At 68.6% G+C, this 17,750-nt stretch carries 20 protein-coding genes; all 20 read left to right on the forward strand.

Annotated features, from left to right (window positions below):
- The 20 genes from IPU70_RS05835 to IPU70_RS05930 all read left to right on the forward strand — a co-directional run bounded on the left by IPU70_RS05835 (position 1) and on the right by IPU70_RS05930 (position 17,745).
- Positions 1-930, forward strand: coding sequence for a ferritin-like domain-containing protein (locus tag IPU70_RS05835; protein WP_207465692.1), 930 nt, complete (start codon positions 1-3; stop codon positions 928-930).
- 15 nt (positions 931-945) lie between these two features.
- Positions 946-1,851 carry a hypothetical protein gene (locus tag IPU70_RS05840; protein WP_207465694.1) on the forward strand — a complete coding sequence of 302 codons (906 nt, stop codon included), beginning with the start codon at positions 946-948 and terminating at the stop codon, positions 1,849-1,851.
- A 19-nt stretch (positions 1,852-1,870) separates the two neighbouring features.
- Entirely contained in the window at positions 1,871-2,755 is an 885-nt protein-coding gene (locus tag IPU70_RS05845; RefSeq protein WP_013395821.1) for a branched-chain amino acid ABC transporter permease, read from the forward strand.
- Positions 2,756-2,766: 11 nt separating this feature from the next.
- Positions 2,767-3,783: a branched-chain amino acid ABC transporter permease gene (locus tag IPU70_RS05850; protein ID WP_207465696.1), complete on the forward strand. Its 1,017-nt coding sequence runs from the start codon at positions 2,767-2,769 to the stop codon at positions 3,781-3,783.
- Positions 3,776-4,555 (forward strand): ABC transporter ATP-binding protein, encoded by a 780-nt coding sequence (locus tag IPU70_RS05855; protein ID WP_013395823.1) that lies wholly within the window; start codon positions 3,776-3,778, stop codon positions 4,553-4,555. The genes IPU70_RS05850 and IPU70_RS05855 overlap by 8 nt, the downstream gene beginning before the upstream one ends.
- Positions 4,548-5,261 (forward strand): ABC transporter ATP-binding protein, encoded by a 714-nt coding sequence (locus tag IPU70_RS05860; protein WP_207465698.1) that lies wholly within the window; start codon positions 4,548-4,550, stop codon positions 5,259-5,261. Before IPU70_RS05855 ends, IPU70_RS05860 begins: the two co-directional genes overlap by 8 nt.
- An 18-nt stretch (positions 5,262-5,279) precedes the next feature.
- Positions 5,280-6,152, forward strand: coding sequence for an alpha/beta hydrolase (locus IPU70_RS05865; protein WP_207465700.1), 873 nt, complete (start codon positions 5,280-5,282; stop codon positions 6,150-6,152).
- A 19-nt stretch (positions 6,153-6,171) separates the two neighbouring features.
- Complete coding sequence (locus IPU70_RS05870) at positions 6,172-6,564, forward strand: RidA family protein (RefSeq protein WP_013395826.1); 393 nt, start codon at positions 6,172-6,174, stop codon at positions 6,562-6,564.
- Between the two features lie 34 nt (positions 6,565-6,598).
- Positions 6,599-7,360, forward strand: a complete 762-nt coding sequence (locus IPU70_RS05875; protein WP_207465702.1) for an SDR family NAD(P)-dependent oxidoreductase — start codon at positions 6,599-6,601, stop codon at positions 7,358-7,360.
- Between the two features lie 14 nt (positions 7,361-7,374).
- Positions 7,375-8,598 (forward strand): acyl-CoA dehydrogenase family protein, encoded by a 1,224-nt coding sequence (locus IPU70_RS05880; protein ID WP_207465704.1) that lies wholly within the window; start codon positions 7,375-7,377, stop codon positions 8,596-8,598.
- Entirely contained in the window at positions 8,595-9,638 is a 1,044-nt protein-coding gene (locus IPU70_RS05885; protein ID WP_207465706.1) for a phosphotransferase, read from the forward strand. Before IPU70_RS05880 ends, IPU70_RS05885 begins: the two co-directional genes overlap by 4 nt.
- A gap of 144 nt (positions 9,639-9,782) precedes the next feature.
- Positions 9,783-10,247, forward strand: coding sequence for a GNAT family N-acetyltransferase (locus tag IPU70_RS05890; RefSeq protein ID WP_207465708.1), 465 nt, complete (start codon positions 9,783-9,785; stop codon positions 10,245-10,247).
- A 100-nt stretch (positions 10,248-10,347) separates the two neighbouring features.
- Positions 10,348-10,716, forward strand: a complete 369-nt coding sequence (locus IPU70_RS05895; RefSeq protein WP_207465710.1) for a hypothetical protein — start codon at positions 10,348-10,350, stop codon at positions 10,714-10,716.
- Between the two features lie 30 nt (positions 10,717-10,746).
- Positions 10,747-11,259, forward strand: a complete 513-nt coding sequence (locus tag IPU70_RS05900; protein ID WP_013395832.1) for an RNA polymerase sigma factor — start codon at positions 10,747-10,749, stop codon at positions 11,257-11,259.
- Position 11,260: 1 nt separating this feature from the next.
- Positions 11,261-12,076: an anti-sigma factor gene (locus tag IPU70_RS05905; RefSeq protein WP_207465712.1), complete on the forward strand. Its 816-nt coding sequence runs from the start codon at positions 11,261-11,263 to the stop codon at positions 12,074-12,076.
- A gap of 116 nt (positions 12,077-12,192) precedes the next feature.
- The gene (locus IPU70_RS05910) at positions 12,193-12,606 is read left to right on the forward strand and encodes a DUF2946 domain-containing protein (RefSeq protein ID WP_207465713.1); all 414 of its coding nucleotides are present in this window, start codon (positions 12,193-12,195) and stop codon (positions 12,604-12,606) included.
- Between the two features lie 185 nt (positions 12,607-12,791).
- Positions 12,792-14,993 carry a TonB-dependent siderophore receptor gene (locus IPU70_RS05915; protein WP_207465715.1) on the forward strand — a complete coding sequence of 734 codons (2,202 nt, stop codon included), beginning with the start codon at positions 12,792-12,794 and terminating at the stop codon, positions 14,991-14,993.
- Positions 14,994-15,016: 23 nt separating this feature from the next.
- Entirely contained in the window at positions 15,017-16,546 is a 1,530-nt protein-coding gene (locus IPU70_RS05920) for a PepSY domain-containing protein (protein ID WP_207465717.1), read from the forward strand.
- A 72-nt stretch (positions 16,547-16,618) separates the two neighbouring features.
- Positions 16,619-17,047 (forward strand): arsenate reductase (glutaredoxin), encoded by a 429-nt coding sequence (gene arsC, locus IPU70_RS05925; RefSeq protein ID WP_207465719.1) that lies wholly within the window; start codon positions 16,619-16,621, stop codon positions 17,045-17,047.
- Between the two features lie 92 nt (positions 17,048-17,139).
- Positions 17,140-17,745 (forward strand): phosphatase PAP2 family protein, encoded by a 606-nt coding sequence (locus tag IPU70_RS05930; protein ID WP_207465721.1) that lies wholly within the window; start codon positions 17,140-17,142, stop codon positions 17,743-17,745.
- Positions 17,746-17,750: the final 5 nt, after the last annotated feature.

The raw sequence follows: 17,750 nt of genomic DNA on the forward strand, positions 1-17,750 counted from the left end.
ATGAACGTAGCAAGCGCCGAGCCGCGTACCATCCTGGACGATCCGGAAAGCATCTTTCCGCTGGACCTGGACACCCGGATTCCCAAGATCCGCGATCTCTACCACCTGGCGACGGTCAAGCAGTGGGACCCGCGCACCGACATCGATTGGCATCTGTTCGATGCCTCGCAGTACACGCCTGAACAGCGCTATGCGGCCCGCCAGTACTGGAGCCGCCGCGCCTGGAGCGAGTACGGCGCCATTTCGGAAAGCCCTGCCTTGCAGATCCGCTTCTGCCACGACAAGTGCGAACCCGACCTGCGGCTGTTCTTCACCATCCGTTCGCAGGAAGAAAGCCGCCACGCGGAGGCCTGCTACCGCATGGCCGAAGCCCTGGGCGGCTACATGGAGCAGCCGGCCCAGGCCGCGTACCAGGGTTCGGTCGCCACCCACGGCGTGCGCAAGATGGCGCTCGACCCCGAGGTGTCGGTCGAGGCGATCCTTGCGGCGCTGGTCTGCGCCGCAGAGGAAATCGCGTTCGACGTCTTTCGCCACCTGGTGGAGATCACTCGCGATCCCGTCGCCAAGCAGATCTGCGCCCGCATCATGCGCGACGAGGTGCGGCACTGCGCGTTCGGCTGGCGCTTCCTCGACCACCGCATTCCGCAGATGTCGCCCGCCGAGATCAAGGTGGTGGAGAACGCCGTGATCAACATGATGGAAAAAGTCGAGCTCAACGGCTACCACAGCGCGTGGCTGGCGCCCGACAACCCGGCCTCGCGCGCCGAGATGGAAGTGGACCGGGTCACCTGGGAAGCCGGCCTGGGTTCCACAGTCGAGGAACTGGAAAAGCCCCTGTTCGTGGAAACGGTGCAGCGCGTGCGGCGCCAGATGGAGCCCTGGGGCGTGCACCTGCCCTTGCTGCATCACCCGAAGATCGGCGAATTCTGAATCCAAGGACCCGTCATGAACGCAGCCACGACCAGAATTCCCGTTGAGCGCCGCTTCCCGCTGACGCTCAAGCAGTCCATCACCTCGATCCGCGAACTGTACGAAACCGGCAAGCAGCAGCGTTGGGCGCCCGAAACCGACATTCCCTGGGCCAGCTTCGACATCGGCGCGCTCGACGCCCGGACCCGCGACGCGGCCCGCCTGACCTGGAGCCGCCGCGCCTGGGTGGAATACGCGGGCTTGAGCGAAACGCCGGCACTGCTGGTGCGCCTGTGCCTGGAGAGCGGCCGCGAATCCGATCCCAAGTACTTCCTCACCGTGCGCAACACCGAGGAAGCCTGGCAGATCGAGTGCTTCCACCGCTACGCCACGCTGTTGGGCGGCTACCTGAACCGCCCGCCCAGCCCGCGGCAGGAAGCCATCTTCAACCAATGCCGGCACCGCCAGGTGCTGGACGCCGCCTGCCATGCCGACGCCTTCTTCACCGCGCACGCGGCGGTCGAAGACGGACTGGAACTCGAACTGTTCCGGGCCTACCTGGAGAACGCCCGCGAGCCCGTGGCGCGCCGCATCCTGGAGCAGTGCGTGCAGGCCAAGGAACGCCACGCTACTTTCGGCTGGCTCTACGTCGCGGAACGCGCCGCCGCCTGGTCCGACGCCGACCGCAACGCCGTGGCCGGGGCCGTGTCGGGCTATCTGAACGAGGTCGAACTGCGGGGCTATCACTGCCCCTGGCTGGCCGAACCCGATGGTCCCGAAAGCCAGGCCAACGCCCTGACGGCCGCGGCCGGCCTGGGCGCCGTATCCGCCGACAAGGAATACGAGATCCTGTGGTCGTACCTGGAAACGGTGACGCGGCGCCTGGCCGAATTCGGCGTCGAGCTGCCGGGCATCGCGCTGGCTGCGCGCCGGCCCAACTGAGCCAGCACGGAACCCCGCCATGGATATGTCCGCGCAAATCGTCCAACTGCTCGTCGCCGGGATCACCACCGGCAGCATCTACGCCATCGTGGCGGTGGGGTTCAACGTCATTTTCAAGAGCACCGACGCCATCAACTTCGCCCAGGGCGAATGGGTGATGATGGGCGGCATGGTGGCGGCGGCCTGCTACGCGGTGGCCGAACTGCCGCTATGGCTGTCCTGTCTGGCGGCGGTGGCCCTGGTCGCCCTGGCGGGCGGCCTGTCCGAACGCCTGGTGATCCATCCGCTGAAGAAGCCCGCGCCGCTGCTGGTGACGCTGCTGAGCATCGGCCTGGCCATCTGCACCAAGAGCCTGGTGATGCTGGGGCTGGGCAAGACCCCCATGGGCTATCCCGCGTTTTCCGGCGACGCGCCCGTGCCGCTGGCGGGCGCGCAGATTCCGCCGCAAAGCTTCTGGGTGATGGGCGTGGCGCTGGTCTTCATGCTGGGGACGCACTTCTTCTTCGAGCGCACGCTGCTGGGCAAGACCCTGCGCGCCACGGCCATCGACCGCGACGCCGCCGCCCTGGTCGGCATCAACGTGCGGCGTTCGGTGACTGTGGCCTTCGTGCTGGCGGCGCTGGCCGGCGGCATCGCCGGCGTGATCATCGCGCCGCTGACCTTCACCTCCTATGACCACGGCACCATGCTCGGCTTCAAGGGCTTCAGCGCAGCCATGCTGGGCGGGTTGGGCAGCCTGCAGGGCGCCTTGCTCGGCGGCCTGCTGCTGGGCGTGATCGAGGCGCTGGGAGGCGGCCTGATTTCCTCGCAGTACAAGGATGCGCTGTCCTTCATCGTGTTGCTGCTGGTGCTGTTCTACCGTCCCCAGGGCTTGCTGGGCAAAGCCGAAATCAACAAGGTCTGAAGGGGGTGAAGATGAAATCAGAAATCCACCCGCACGGGGACGGCGGACACCGCGACCTGCGCATCCTGCTGGCGCTGTGGGGACTTTTCCTGCTGTTTCCGCTGGTGGCGCCGAACAGCTATGCCGTGGGCCTGGCGGTGACGTTCAGCATCAACCTGATGCTGATCGCCAGCCTCAACCTGCTGATGGGCTACTGCGGACAGATCTCCATGTGCCAGGCCGGCTTCTTCGGCCTGGGCGCCTATGTCAGCGGCGCCTTGTCGGCCAAGTACGGCGTTCCGGCGCTTGCCAGCATCCCAGCCGCGCTGGCGGTCGCAAGCACGGCGGCGCTGCTCATCGCCCTGCCCGTGCTGCGGCTGCGCGGACATTACCTGGCGATGGCCACGTTGGGATTCAACGCCATCCTGTCGGTGCTGTTCGTCGAGCTGGTGGACTTTACCGGCGGCCCCAACGGCCTGTCGGGGGTCGAGCCCATCACGGTCGCGGGCTACGCCTTCGATACCGACCGCCGCTTCTTCTACCTGGCCTGGGCCGCCGGCCTGTTGCTGATGTGGGGCTTCCTGAATCTGACCCGCTCGCGCATCGGCCGCGCCATGATCAGCGTGGCCGGCAGCGAGGTCGGCGCGGCCAGCCTGGGCATCAATACTTATGCGCTGAAGGTGGCGATCTTCGTGCTCTGCGCCGCGGTGGCTGCCCTGGCTGGCACTTTCTACGTGCACTTCAACCAGTTCGCGTCGCCGGAGACCTTCAGCTTCTCGGCGTCGGTGCTGCTGCTGGTCATGGTCGCGGTCGGTGGCTGGGGCAAGTACTGGGGACCGCTGTTCGGCGCGCTGGTCTATACCGCCGTACCGGAATTGCTGCGCGCCTTCCATGACGTCGAACTGCTGCTGTTCGGGCTGGGCATGATCCTGGTCCTGATGTTCTTTCCTGGCGGACTGGCGGGAATGGCGCAGCGCTTGTGCCACCGTCCCAGAAGCTTGCCGGCTACCCCGGTGGCGGCGACAAAGGGCAAGGTGCGCCATGGCTGATCACGATTTCCTGTCGGTGCGGGACCTGGGCATCAACTTCGGCGGACTGGCCGCGCTTGCCGACCTGTCCTTCGACCTGAAGCAAGGCCAGATCAAGGGCCTGATCGGCCCCAACGGCGCGGGCAAGAGCACCTTGTTCAATATCGTCGCCGGCCTGCTGCATCCAGGGCGCGGCGAGGTGTGCTTTCGCGGCCGCCCGGTACGCGGCCTGCCGCCGCACCAGCGCGTCAGGCTGGGCATCGCCCGCACCTTCCAGAACCTGCAGATCTTCAAGGACCTGACGGTGCTGGAGAACGTCATGGTGGGCTGCCATGCGCGCTTCGGCTCCGGCCTGTGGGCCTGCATGCTGCGCACGCCCCGGCAGCGCCGCGACGAACGGCAGATGCGCGACATCGCGATGCAGCGGCTGGAGCAGCTGCACCTGGCCCGCCACGCCGACGTGCTGGCCGCGGACCTGAGCTTCGGCCAGGCCAAGATCCTCGAAATCGCGCGCGCCCTGGCCGCCGACCCCACCCTGCTGCTGCTGGACGAGCCCGTCGCCGGCGTGCCGCATGCCGAAGTGGCGCAGGTCGCGCAGGTCATACGCGAAGTGAACGCCAGCGGGGTGACCGTGCTGCTGGTCGAGCACAACATGAGCTTCGTCATGCAGCTGTGCGACGACATCCTGGTGCTGAACTACGGCCGCAAGATCGCCGAAGGCCGGGCCGACGCGGTGCGCGCCGATCCCCTGGTGCTGCAGGCCTATCTCGGGGAGGACATGCCCGATGCTTGAGATCACCAACCTGTGCGCCTCGTATGGCGCGGGCGACGTGCTGCGCGAAACCAGCCTGGAGATTCCCGCCGGGCAAATCGGCTGCCTGCTCGGCGCCAACGGCGCCGGCAAGACCACGGTCATGCGCAGCCTGAGCGGCCTGCTACGGCCCCTGCGCGGCAGCGTCCGCTTCGAAGGCGAAGCGATCGAGGCGCTGACCGCGGACCGCATCGTCGACCGCGGCATCGTGCTGGTGCCGGAAGGCCGGCGCGTGTTCGCGCCCCTGTCGGTCAGCGAAAACCTGGAGATGGGCGGCTACAAGCTGCTGAAGCAGCGCCGCCAGACGGAGTTCCGCCGCAATCTCGACTTCGTCCTGGACCTGTTCCCGCGGCTGTCCGAACGCGCGCGCCAGCCTGCGGGGACGCTGTCGGGCGGCGAACAGCAGATGGTTGCGATAGGCCGGGCGCTGATGAGCAGCCCGCGCCTGCTGATGCTGGACGAACCTTCCATGGGCCTCGCGCCCCTGGTCGTGAAGGACATCTTCCTGTCGCTGCGGCGGCTCAAGCAGGAAGGGCTGACGCTGTTCATCGCCGAACAGAACGCCAGGCTGACCTTGAGCGCCGCGGACTACGGCTACGTGCTGCAGGAAGGCCGGGTGGCGTATTCGGGCAGCGCCCAGGCGCTGCGCGACGATACACGGGTACAGGCTGCCTACCTGGGCGCCTGACAGGAGACAGGTGAAGCGATGACGTGTTCTTCCCAGGAGCAGGCGATCGATCCGGAGCAGGAAGCGCAGTACAACCTGCGCGCCCGGCATCCCGAACGCGAGGAAATCTACTTTACCTATGCGCGCCGCAGCGCGGACACGCGCAGCCGGCCCGAGGCGCGCCTGGACCTGCGCTTCGGCCAGCGGGCTTCCAGCGTGCTGGACCTGTTCGTGCCCGAGCATGTGCCGGCGCCGCCGCTGCTGGTCTTTATCCATGGCGGTTACTGGCGCGCCCTGGACAAGCACGGCTTTTCGTTCATCGCCGACGAGTACCTGGCGCGCGGCGTGGCGGTGGCGCTGCCCAACTACACGCTGGCGCCACATGCGAGCGTCTCCGACATCGTCGACGAGGCGTGCACGGCCGTGTCCTGGCTGACCGCGCAGGGCGAGCGCCACGGCTACGACGCCAGCCGCATCGTCTTGTCCGGCCATTCCGCGGGCGGGCACATGGCCGCCAGGGCCTTGTGCCGCGACCTGGTTCCCGCCCTGGCCGGCCGGATACGCGGCTACGTCGGGCTGAGCGGGCTGTTCGATCTGGAGCCGCTGCTGCGCACTTCCATCAACCGCGATCTCCATATGAGCGTGTCGGAAGCCCGCAACCTGGGGCTGTACCAGCGCGCCTCGCTCTACGAAGTCCCCATGGTGTTCGCGGCCGGCGCCCTGGAAACCGAGGGCTTTCGCGGGCAAAGCCGGGATTTTTCACAGCATTGCGCCAGCCACGGCTACCAGGTCGAAAACCTGGTGGTGCCGCAACGCAACCATTTCGATCTGCTGACCGATTTCGCCGGCGGCGGCTATCCGCTGTTCAACAAGACGCTCGATCTGCTGCTGCCCGGCGCGGGCCGGGCCTGATCTTTCACGAGGAGTCCACATGGCAGGCCAACCACTCAATCCCGCGGGCGTCTGCGCCCCCCTGGGTCCCTATAGCCAGGGCGTGCTGACCGAAGGCGCCGGGCGCTGGCTGCACATTGCCGGCCAGGTGGGAGTATCGTCCGAAGGCGAGCTCGCAGCAGGCTTCGAAGCCCAGGCCCATGCCGCCTGGCGCAACATCCAGGCCATGCTGGAGGCCGCGGGGATGAATGCCGGCGACCTGGTCAAGGTCGTGACCTACATCACCGACGAAAGCCAGCTGCCGCTGCTCGGCCCGGTCAGGCTGGCCTATCTGGGCGAGGCCCGCCCCGCCGCGACCCTGGTCGTGGTGCGGGCCCTGGCGCGGCCCGAATGGCTGATCGAAGTGGAAGCGTCGGCGTACAAGCCTGCATGACCCCCGCGGCGGCAATGCCCGAAGGAGAGTGAGCATGTTCGAGGACCTACGCAACAAGCGGGCCCTGGTGACCGGCGCCTTCGGCGGGCTGGGCGCGGAATTCGCGCGCACCCTGGCCGCCGCCGGCGCGCACGTGGCCCTGGCTGGGCGCAGGCTGCAGGCCGGCGAGCAACTGGCCGCGGAACTGGCCGCCGCGGACCGGCGCACCTGCGCCATCGCCCTGGACGTGACCCAACCCGACAGCGTCGCAGGTTTATTCGATGCCGCGTCCGAGCGACTCGACGGCGCCATCGACATCCTGGTCAACAACGCCGGCGTCACCACCACCCGGCCGGCGCTGGAACACACCGAGGCCGACTGGAGCGACGTGATCGACGTCAACCTGAACGGCACATGGCGCGTGGCGCAGGCGGCAGGCCGCCACATGCAGGCGCACGGCGGCGGCAGCATCATCAACATCGCCTCCATCCTCGGGCTGCGCGTGGCCCAGCAAGTACCGGCCTACGCCGCCTCCAAGGCCGCGCTGATCCAGCTGACGCAGGCCCTGGCGCTGGAGTGGGCGCGCCACGGCATCCGCGTCAATGCCCTCGCGCCCGGCTACATCGAAACCGACCTGAACCGCGAATTCTTCGCCAGCGACGCGGGACAGGCGCTGATCCGGCGCGTGCCGCAGCGCCGGCTCGGACAGGCGCGGGAGCTGTCCGCCCCGCTGCTGCTGCTGGCTTCCGACGCCTCTTCCTTCATGACCGGTTCCGTCCTGGTCGTGGACGGCGGACATCTCATTTCCACGCTCTGACCCCGGGACGCAATATGGACTTCAGCCTCACGCCAGAAATCGAAAGCTACCGCCTGCGCATCAAGGACTTTGTAGAGACCCACATCCTGCCGGTGGAGGCGGACCCTGCCTCCTACGACGAACACGAAAACATCCGCGAGGAAGTCTTGCAGCCGCTGCGCCGGCGCGCCCGCGAGGCCGGACTGTGGGCGCTGCAGATGCCGCGCGAACGCGGCGGCCAGGGCCTGTCACGCGTCGGCATGGCGGCCTGCTACGAAGAAATGAACGTGTCGATCTTCGGCCCCGTGGTGTTCAACAGCGCGGCGCCCGACGACGGCAACATGATGGTGCTGGAGAAGGTGGCCACCGACGCGCAGAAGGCGCGCTGGCTGCAGCCCATCGTGGACGGCAAGGTACGCTCCTCGTTCGCCATGACCGAACCGCATCCGGGCAGCGGCTCCGACCCATCCATGATGCTCACCAGCGCCACCCTGAAAGACGGCAAGTGGCGGGTGCATGGCAAAAAGTGGTTCATCACCGGCGCCGGCGTGGCGCAGCACTTCATCCTGATGGCCAAGACCTCGGACGATCCGCGCAAGGGCCTGACGGCCTTCCTCTTCGACGCGGACCAGCCGGGCTGGCGCATCGAACGCCGCATCCCCATCATGGGACCGGAGGAGCACGGCGGCCACTGCGAACTGGTGTTCGACGGGCTGGAAATCCCCGATGAAAACCGCCTGCTCGGCGTGGGCGACGGCCTGAAGGTCACGCAGATCCGCCTGGGACCCGCGCGGCTGACGCATTGCATGCGCTGGCTGGGACTGGCCCGCCGCTCCCTGGCCATCGCGCGCGACTACGTGGCGACCCGGCAGAGCTTCGGCACCGCGCTGGCCGAGCGCGAAGGCGTGCAATGGATGCTGGGCGAATGCGCCATGGCGATCGAGATCGGCCGCCTGTTGACGATGCGCGCCGCCGTCGCCCTGGACCAGGGCAGCTACGCGCGCAAGGAAGTCTCGATGGCGAAGATCGTCGTCTCCGAAACGCTGCACAAGGCGGTCGATACCGCCATCCAGCTGACCGGCGCGCGCGGCTATTCGCGCGATACGGCCTTGGCCTGGATCTACCGCTACGCGCGCCAGGCGCGGCTGGTCGATGGGGCATCCGAAGTGCACAAGATGGTGCTGGCGCGATTCCTGATGGACGAGGGCGACGAGTTCTGGCATTGGCAGGCGCAGGAACAGGCCGGGGCGCAATCGTGACGGGCGCGACAGTGGAGACGATTGCTGGCCAGGACGCGCTGGCCGCCTATCTGGTGCGTGCGGGCTATGCCGGGCAAGCCGGCGAAGTGGCGCTGCGCCGCCTGGCCGGCGGCCAATCGAATCCGACTTACATCGTGGCCACGGCCCGCGGCCAGTATGTGCTGCGCAAGCAGCCGGCGGGCAAGCTGTTGCCCTCGGCGCACGCCATCGACCGCGAGTTCCGGGTCATGCGGGCGCTGGAGCGCAGCGACGTGCCCGTGCCGCGCATGCTGGACTATTGCGCCGACGACAGCCTGCTGGGCACTCCCTTCTACCTGATGGACTATGTGCAGGGGCGCACCTTTGTCGACCCGACCCTGCCAGGCCTGGACCCGGCCGAGCGCGGCGCGATCTACGCCGAAACCAGCCGTGTGCTCGCGGCCCTGCATGAGCTGGACTACGTGGCCCTGGGCCTGGAAAGCTACGGCCGGCCCGGCAACTACTATGCCCGGCAAATCTCGCGCTGGACGCGGCAGTACCGCGAAAGCCGGCCCGCGGCGGACCTGCCCGCCATGGAGTCGCTGATCGACTGGCTGCCCCGCAACATTCCCGCCAGCGACGAAACGCGGCTGGTGCATGGCGACTTCCGCCTGGACAACCTGATCTTCCACCCCACCGAGCCCCGCGCCCTGGCCTTGCTGGACTGGGAGCTTTCCACGCTGGGACATCCGCTGGCGGACCTGGCCTATTACTGCATGTGCTGGCGAGTGTCGCCGCAGCTGTGGCGCGGCGTGGCCGGATCCGATCTCGGCGCGCTGGGGATTCCCACGGAGGACGAGGTCGTGGCGGCGTACTGCCGGGCGCGCGGGCTTGCCGGTGTCGCCGATTGGGGCTTTTACCTCGCTTACAGCTTCTTCCGCATGGCCGCCATCCTGCAGGGGGTCGCCGCGCGCGCCTCGGGCGGCAACGCGGCCGCCGACGACGCCCAGTCCATGGGCGCCAAGGTGGCGCCGCTGGCCGAGCTAGGGTGGGAGTGCGCGCGCAGCGGCGGCGCGGATTGAAGAGCAGGATCAAAGGACCTGGTTGAGGAGCCGGGTCAATGAGCCGGCCGCCGTCGGCCGGGCTGGCGCCCGGGGCGCAACCGCTCTATAACCTGATAATCGGGCCGGCACGGCAGCCGGACGCCTCCTACCTCCCCCGCCTCCATGACCCAGACCTGCTCCCTGGCGCTGCAGCCCGCCACCGAAGACGACCTGCCCTTCCTGCTTGCCCTGCGCAAGACCACCATGCACGAGCACCTGCGGCGCGCGGGCGCGCCGCAGGACGACGACTACCATCTGGCCCGCATCCTCTACCGCTTCGAGGACGCCCGCATCGTCTGGCTGGACGGGCGGCCCGCCGGGCTGTTCAAGCATGGCCGGGACGCGGCCAGCTGGCGCATCGTGCAGATCCAGATCGACCCCGCCTTCCAGGGCCGCGGGCTGGGCCGCCGCCTGCTGGAAGGCGTGCTGGACGAGGCCGACGCCGAAGGCATCCCGGTCACCCTGAGCGTGCTGAAAGGCAACCCCGCCCGCCGCCTGTATGAAGCGCTGGGCTTCACCCCCGTGGAGGAAACCGAACTGGAACACGAAATGCGTTACGAACCCGGCGCGGTCCGGCCGGCAGGCTGACCCTTTGCAACTTCTTTCCGCCCGGCGGGAATAAAGCCCGGGCCGGCAGCGTCTGTAGAGGGCAGTCCCCCACTTTCCCTATCTACGTACGAGGCAAACCATGCGCAAACACATCGCCGCAGCCCTGGCCATCTCCGCCGCCGCCCTGTTTTCGGCCGGCGCCCAGGCCCAGGCCGTCAAGACCCAGGACGGCATGCTGGTCAACAGCGCCGGCATGACGCTTTACACCTTCGACAAGGATGCCGGCGGCAAGAGCGCCTGCAATGACCAGTGCGCCAAGATCTGGCCGCCCGTCATGGCCAGCGCCGACGCCAAGCCCATGGGCGATATGACCGTCATCACCCGCGACGACGGCAGCAAGCAATGGGCCAGCAAGGGCAAGCCGCTGTACACCTACGCCAAGGACGCCAAGGCCGGCGACAAGACGGGCGACAACTTCAAGGAAGTCTGGCACGTCGCCAAGCCCTGAGACCGTGTCCGCCAGCAAACGCAGCAATCCATGCGCGCCGAAGACGAAGCCCTGATCCTGGCCTGCATCCCCAGCCTGCGGCGCTACGCCCGCGGGCTGACGGGCGACCCCCACCGGGCCGACGACCTGGTCCAGGACACGCTGGAGCGCGCATGGAGCCGCTATTCGCGCTGGCAACGGCGCGGCGAGCTGCGCGCCTGGATGTTCGGCATCATGCACAACCATTTCATCGACGGCGTGCGCGCCAGCAGCCGGCGGGCCGAGCAGACCGCCCCGGGCGAACTGCCGGACGCCCCGGTGCGCGCCACGCAGACCGACCACCTGGAGGTGCGCGACCTGGACCGCTGCCTGCAAGCCCTGCCCGCCGAACAGCGGGAGGTATTGCTGCTGATCTGCGTGGAGGACCTGTCCTATCAGGAAACCGCCCGGATACTGGACGTGCCGATGGGCACGGTCATGTCGCGCCTGTCGCGCGCCCGCGAGAAGCTGGGCGCGCTGATGCAGGCGCGCGACACCGTCAGCAAGCTTCATCGCGTGAAATGACATGAACGAGAAACGCCTCCACGCAGTGCCCGGCGCGGGCACCCCGATTACCGAAGCCGACCTGCATGCCTATGCGGACGGCCAGTTACCGCCGGCGCGCCGCGCCGAGGTCGAGACCTTCCTGGGCGCGCATCCGCAGGACCAGGCCCGGGTCGACGAATGGCGCGAACAGCGGCGCCTGCTGCACGCCATGCTGGACCCGGTGCTGGACGAGCCGCTGCCGCTGCGCCTGCCCCTGGCGCGGCCCGCGAACCCCTGGCCCTGGCGGGCCCTGGCCGCCGGCGTGGCGATCGCCGCCGTCAGCGCCAGCGCTGCCTGGATCACCCGCGGCGCCATGGATGCGCGCCATCTGCAAGCGGTGCTGGCCACCGCCAGCCCGGAGCGCGTCGCGGGCGGCTATGCCCAGCGCGCCGCCATCGCCCACGCGGTCTACGCGCCCGACATGGGCCGCCCCGTGGAAGTCGGCGCCGACAACGAGAAGGGCCTGGTCACCTGGCTGACCAAACGCATGGGCGCGACCATGCGCCCGCCGTCCCTGTCGCAGGCCGGCTATGAGCTGGTGGGCGGACGCCTGCTGCCCGGTGGCGCGGGGCCGGTTGCGCTCTTCATGTACGGCGCGGCCGATGGCCAGCGCCTGACCTTGTACGTCACCCGCGAGGCTGCCGGTGGGCAGACCGCCTTCCAGTTCACCCAGGAGGGTCCGGTGCGGGTGTTCTATTGGGTCGAAGGCCAGTTCGGCTACGCGCTGTCGGGCGCAGTCAGCCGCGACGAGTTGCTGCGCGTGTCGCAAGAGGTCTACCAGCAGCTACAGGGCTAACCCGAAGGCGCGAGGATGTGCGGCGGCAGTTGCGGGCGCGGGACAAATAGGAAATCACATCGATTGCCGGGCGCGCATGCCCGGCATCCCCATCTGCTCCGATATAATCGGGCGCCATGTGCTCCGCTGCCTACCTGACCCGCCCCGCCGTGTGGATCGCGCTCGTCGCGATCCTGTGGGCGTCGTTGGCGCCGTCGCTGGCGCATGCGCTGAGCCTGTCCCCAGCCAGCCACAACGCCCATCGCATCACCGTCGACTTCTGCACCAGCGAAGGCGCGGGACAAGCCTCATTCTCCCTGGATGTGCCGGGCAGCAGCGATGACGGCAGCCACGCGGACGACCATGGCGACAGCCATCACTGCCCCTTGTGCCGCAACCCGGGTGCCGACGTGGGCATCCTGCCCGCGACCGTTCCCGTCGTGCCCGCCCCGCTTGGGCGCGCCATCACCTATCCGCCGCTGTTCTTCCTCGCGGCGCATTCTCTTCATGCCTGGAGCGCGGCGCAGCCGCGCGCGCCGCCAGCAGTCTGAGCCGGCGCGCCCCGCCGCCTGACGGCGACCGGTCCGCGTCCGCACGCTGCTACCTCGCCGCCACCTTCCGTCCGCGCCGACCGCGCGTCCAGAGGCGTGCCGTCATTCAGGCTCATGCGCCCCGACCAGCCCCGCCCGTCCCCAGAGGGCAGCCGGGCGCGCGGGCCGGACCACTGGTTCCAGACATGAAGAAAACCACGACCTACACCTTGCTGCTGGGCGCGCTCGCCAGCGGCTCCGCCCAGGCCCAGCCCACGGAACCCGCCGTGCAAACCCTGGCGCCAACCACTGTGCATGGCGCAAGCGCCGAAGCGCCCGCCCCCAACGGCCCCATCAATCTGAACGCGCGCGACAGCACCGGCAGCCGCCTGGGCCTGACCCTGCGCGAAACGCCGGCCAGCGTCACCGTGATCTCGCGCGAGCAGATCGAGGCGCGCGGCTCCTTGAACACGCAGGAGATCGCCCGTGGCATCCCCGGCGTGGACAACGCCTCGCCGCCCGGCAATGCCGGCGCGGTCAGTTACCGCGGCTTCTCCGGCGGCCAGGTCTCGCAGCTGTTCAACGGCATCTCCGTGCAGTACGACTCGATCGCCGCGCGGCCGGTCGACAGCTGGATCTATGACCGGGTCGAAGCGATAGGCGGCCCCTCCACCTTCCTGTTCGGCGCGGGCGCGGTGGGCGGCGCCATCAATTACGTCACCAAGCTGCCCGAGCGCGACACGTTTTACGACGGCCAACTGCGGCTGGGCTCGTTCGACAGCCGCCAACTGTCGGTCGGCCTGAACCAGCAACTGGCGGGCGAACCCGGCGGCCGCGGCCACTATCTGCGCATCGACGCCAATACCGATTCCAGCCACGGCTGGGTCGACGGCAACCACTCCCGCTCCAGCCAGGTGGCCGCATCGCTGCTGTCCGACCTGGGCGCGGATGTAACCCAGACTTTCGCCTTCGAGTACCAGCGCGAACAGGTCGACCGCCCCTACTGGGGCACGCCGCTGAAAACCGGCGCCAACGGCGTGGTGCAGGGCACGGGCCGCATCCTGGATGGCACACGCTTCAAGAACTACAACGTCAACGATGGCCTGTACGAGCAGTCGGTGCTATGGGCGCGCTCCCTGACGGAATGGCGCGCCGGATCGAATCTGACCTTCAAGAACACGCTCTACTACTATCGCGCCGAACGCGATTACCGCAACCTGGAAAGCTACCGCCTGAACGCCGGCAACAGCCTGGTGCTGCGCTCTGGCGCGCTGCTGCAGCGCCACGAGCAAAGCCTGATCGGCAACCGCGTGGAAGGGCTGTACCGCTCGACCCTGGCCGGCCTGCCCAGCGACTGGTCCTTCGGCGTGGACGTCAGCCAGAACAAGATCACCCGCTATCCCACCAGCCTGCCCGCCCAGGTGGATGCAGTCGATCCCTACGACTTCTCGGCCGGCGATTTCTACGACATTCCCGGCATGAAGCGTGGCCATGTCGCCGACCGCGACAACCGCATCCGCACGTTGGCGCTGACGATGGAAAACCGCACCACGGTGCTGCCCGGCGTGGCCATCGTGTCGGCGCTGCGCAAGGACTTCATCGACCTGGACCTGACCAACCGCCGCGCCGTCACCGCCGCCTCGCCCGCCAGCGCGCAGCGCAGCTACTCGCCACTGACCGGACGGCTCGGCGTGAACTGGGAGCTGAGCCCGGAAGCTACGCTGTACGCGCAGTACGCCACCGCGGCGGATCCTCCATCGGGCATCCTGGCCACGGCCTCGTTCGCCGATGTGCTGAGCAATGACAAGCTCAGTACCGGCAGGCAGGCCGAAGTGGGCGGCAAGTTCAACTTCTGGGACGGCCGCGGCACGGCCACCGTGGCGATCTATGAGATCAAGCGCAAGAACATAGCAACCTCGGACCCGAACAATCCCGGGGTCAGTGTGCCGGTGGGCGCGCAATCGGCGCGCGGCATCGAACTGGCCGGCGGCCTGCAGCTGACTTCCCAGCTGTCCCTGCAAGGCAATGTCGCCTTCGTCGATCCCCAGTACGATGACTTCTCGCAATCGGTGGGCGGCGTGGCGGTCTCGCGCAACGGCAACGTGCCGACCAACACCCCGCGCCGCCTCGCCAACGTCTGGCTGGATTACGCCTTCCTGCCCGACTGGACCGCCAGCATGGCGGCGCGCTACGTGGGCCGCATGTACGCCGACGCCGCCAACACCGTGTGGACCCCGTCCTACACCGTGTTCGACGCGGCGCTGTCGCACCGGATCAACCCCAACCTGAGCGTGACGGCGCGCGTGCGCAACCTGACCGACAAGGTCTACGCCGCGAACGCGACGCCGACCATGTACTACCTGGGCGCGCCGCGCTCGGTCGAGCTCACCTTGCAGGCCCGCTTCTGAGCGGCGCGCCGGGACAGACCGCCATGAACACGACACACCTCTCATCGTCCCGCCATCGCGCCGGACCGCCGCTGTCGGCGCGCGCCAAGCGCTGGCTGTACCTGATCCATCGCTGGGCGGGCATCGTGCTGTGCCTGTTCTTCGCCATGTGGTTCATCTCCGGCGTGGTGATGATGTACGTGGGCTATCCCAAGCTCACGCCGCAGGAACGCCTGGCGCACCTGCCCGCGCTGGACGCCGCCGCGATTGCCGTGACGCCCGCGCAGGCGTTGACAGCGGCGGGAGCCAAGGACTCCGCTGGCCTGGTGCTGGCTGCGGCCCGCGGCGGCGCACCGGTCTATCTGGTTCCGACCGAGGCGCGCCGCGCGCCCAAAGTGGTGGACGCCGCCAGCGGCGCGCTGCTGCCCCCGGCCGACGCCGCGACCGCGCTGGCCACGGCCCGCGCCTGGTCGGGTGGCCAGTATGCCGCCCATTACCAGGGCACGGTGGACGAGGACGCCTATACCCATTCGCGCGCGCTCGGTCCCGACCGGCCGCTGCACCGGGTGGACCTGGACGATCCGGCGCGCACGCGGCTCTACGTCTCGTCCGCCACGGGCATGGTGGTGCTGGACGCCACCCGCGCCGAACGCGTCTGGAACTACGCGGGCGCCTGGATCCACTGGCTGTATCCGTTCCGCGGCAACGCGCTGGACGGCTGGTGGCACGACATCGTGGTGTGGCTGTCGGTCGCCGGCGTATTGCTGGCAGTGACGGGTACGGTGGTGGGGATCCTGCGCTGGCGCTTTTCGCGGCCCTATGCCAGCGGCAGCCGCTCGCCCTACCGCGAGAACATCATGCGCTGGCATCACTGGAGCGGCCTGCTGTTCGCGGCCATCACCATCACCTGGATCTTCAGCGGGCTGATGTCGATGAACCCGTGGAAGCTGTTCAGCAGCGGCGCCCCGCCCCTGGCCCAGGCAGCCTATGCCGGCGCGCCGGGCGCCACCCTGGCCGCGCCCGGCGCGCTGATCGCAGCGCTGCCCGCCGCGCCGCGCGAACTGCGCTGGGCCCGCGCCGACGGTCATGACGTGGTGCTGGCGCGCAGCGCCGCGGGCGCCCCGCTGGTGCTGTCGGCCGGCGATGCGCAACCCCATGCGTTCGACCCGGCGACCCTGCGCGCCGCCGCCGCCCGGCTGGTTCCCGGCGCGCGGCTCGCCAGCGCCGAAACGCTGGAGGCCTACGACTTCTATTACTACGCCCGAGACGAGCACGCGATGCTGGGCCACGTCGAAAAGCCCTTGCCCGTGTGGCGCCTGGCCTATGACGATCCCCAGGTGACCTGGGTCTATCTGGACCCGCGCACGGGACAGATCGTCAGCCGGCAGGACAGCGGTTCGCGCGCCAGCCGCTGGCTGTTCGCCTTCCTGCATAGCTGGGACTGGACCGGCCTCTTGTCGCGCCGCCCGCTGTGGGACGCCCTGCTGGTGTTCCTGAGCCTGGGCGGCGCGGCGCTGAGCCTGACCGGCGCGGTGATAGGCTGGCGGCGGCTGGGCAAGAAGCTGCGGGCCTGAAGCGCCAGCGCCAATGCACTATGCTCACAGCCTTGCATGACGCATGACGACACACCGGAAAGAGGAGCTTCCATGTCCGACGTAACCATCTACCACAACCCCAAGTGCGGCACCTCGCGCAACACCCTGGCCATGATCCGCAACGCCGGCATCGAACCCGAAGTCGTGCTGTACCTGGAAACGCCGCCCTCGCGCGCCGCCCTGAAGGCGCTGTTCAAGAAGGCCGGCGTCAGCGTGCGCGAGGCCCTGCGCGAGAAAGGCACGCCTTACCAGGAACTGGGCCTGGACGACGCATCCCTCTCTGACGACGCGCTGCTGGACGCGATCGAACAGCACCCCATCCTGCTGAACCGTCCCTTTGTCTCGACGTCGCTGGGCGCGCGCCTGTGCCGTCCCTCCGAGCTGGTGCTGGATCTCCTGCCGGCGCCGCAGCAAGGCGCGTTCAGCAAGGAAGACGGCGAAGCCGTGATCGACGCGCAGGGCAAACGCATCCAGAAGTAAAAGGACGCAGTCCGGCGCCTTTTTGCAAGCGGACTGAAGGCTGGGTTCTTTACCATCGCGGCAATCGCTTTATTACGCCGCAATGACCAGTCATGAATTCCCTCGAAGGCCTCAACCAGTCCCTTTTTCTTTGGATCAACGCCGATCCGGCCACCCCGATCTGGCAGATCCACGCCGCCATGCTGGTGGCCAACCGGCTGATCCTGCTGGTGCCGGCCGTCCTGGCCGCCCTGTGGCTGTGGGGCGGCCGGCCACAGCGCGACCTGGCGCTGAAGGCCCTGGCCGGCATCGCCGTGGCGCTGTTCGCCAGCTATCTGTGCGGCGCCCTGTGGCCGCATGCCCGGCCCTTCGTCATGGGCCTGGGACATGCGTTCTTTCCCCACAAGGCGACGTCCTCGTTCCCCAGCAATCACACCATCATCATCGCCACGCTGGCGTGCACGCTGATCCACGACCGGCGTTGGGCCGCCTGGGGCTGGCTGACGCTGGCCGCGGCCGTCCTGGTGGGCGCGTCGCGCGTCTACCTGGGCGTGCACTTCCCGCTGGACATCGTGGGCGGGCTCTTGCTGGCGCCTGTCGCCGCCGGACTCGCCGCGATGGCATGGAGCCGCTGCGGCGAGCCTCTCACGGGCGTGGCGCAAAGCCTGTACCGGAAGGTGTTGGCGCTGCCGATCGCGCGCGGCTGGATCCGCGCCTGAACGGA

The organism is Achromobacter sp. SD115 (genome assembly GCF_017355315.1).
Classification (GTDB): Bacteria; Pseudomonadota; Gammaproteobacteria; order Burkholderiales; family Burkholderiaceae_B; genus Achromobacter; species Achromobacter xylosoxidans_B.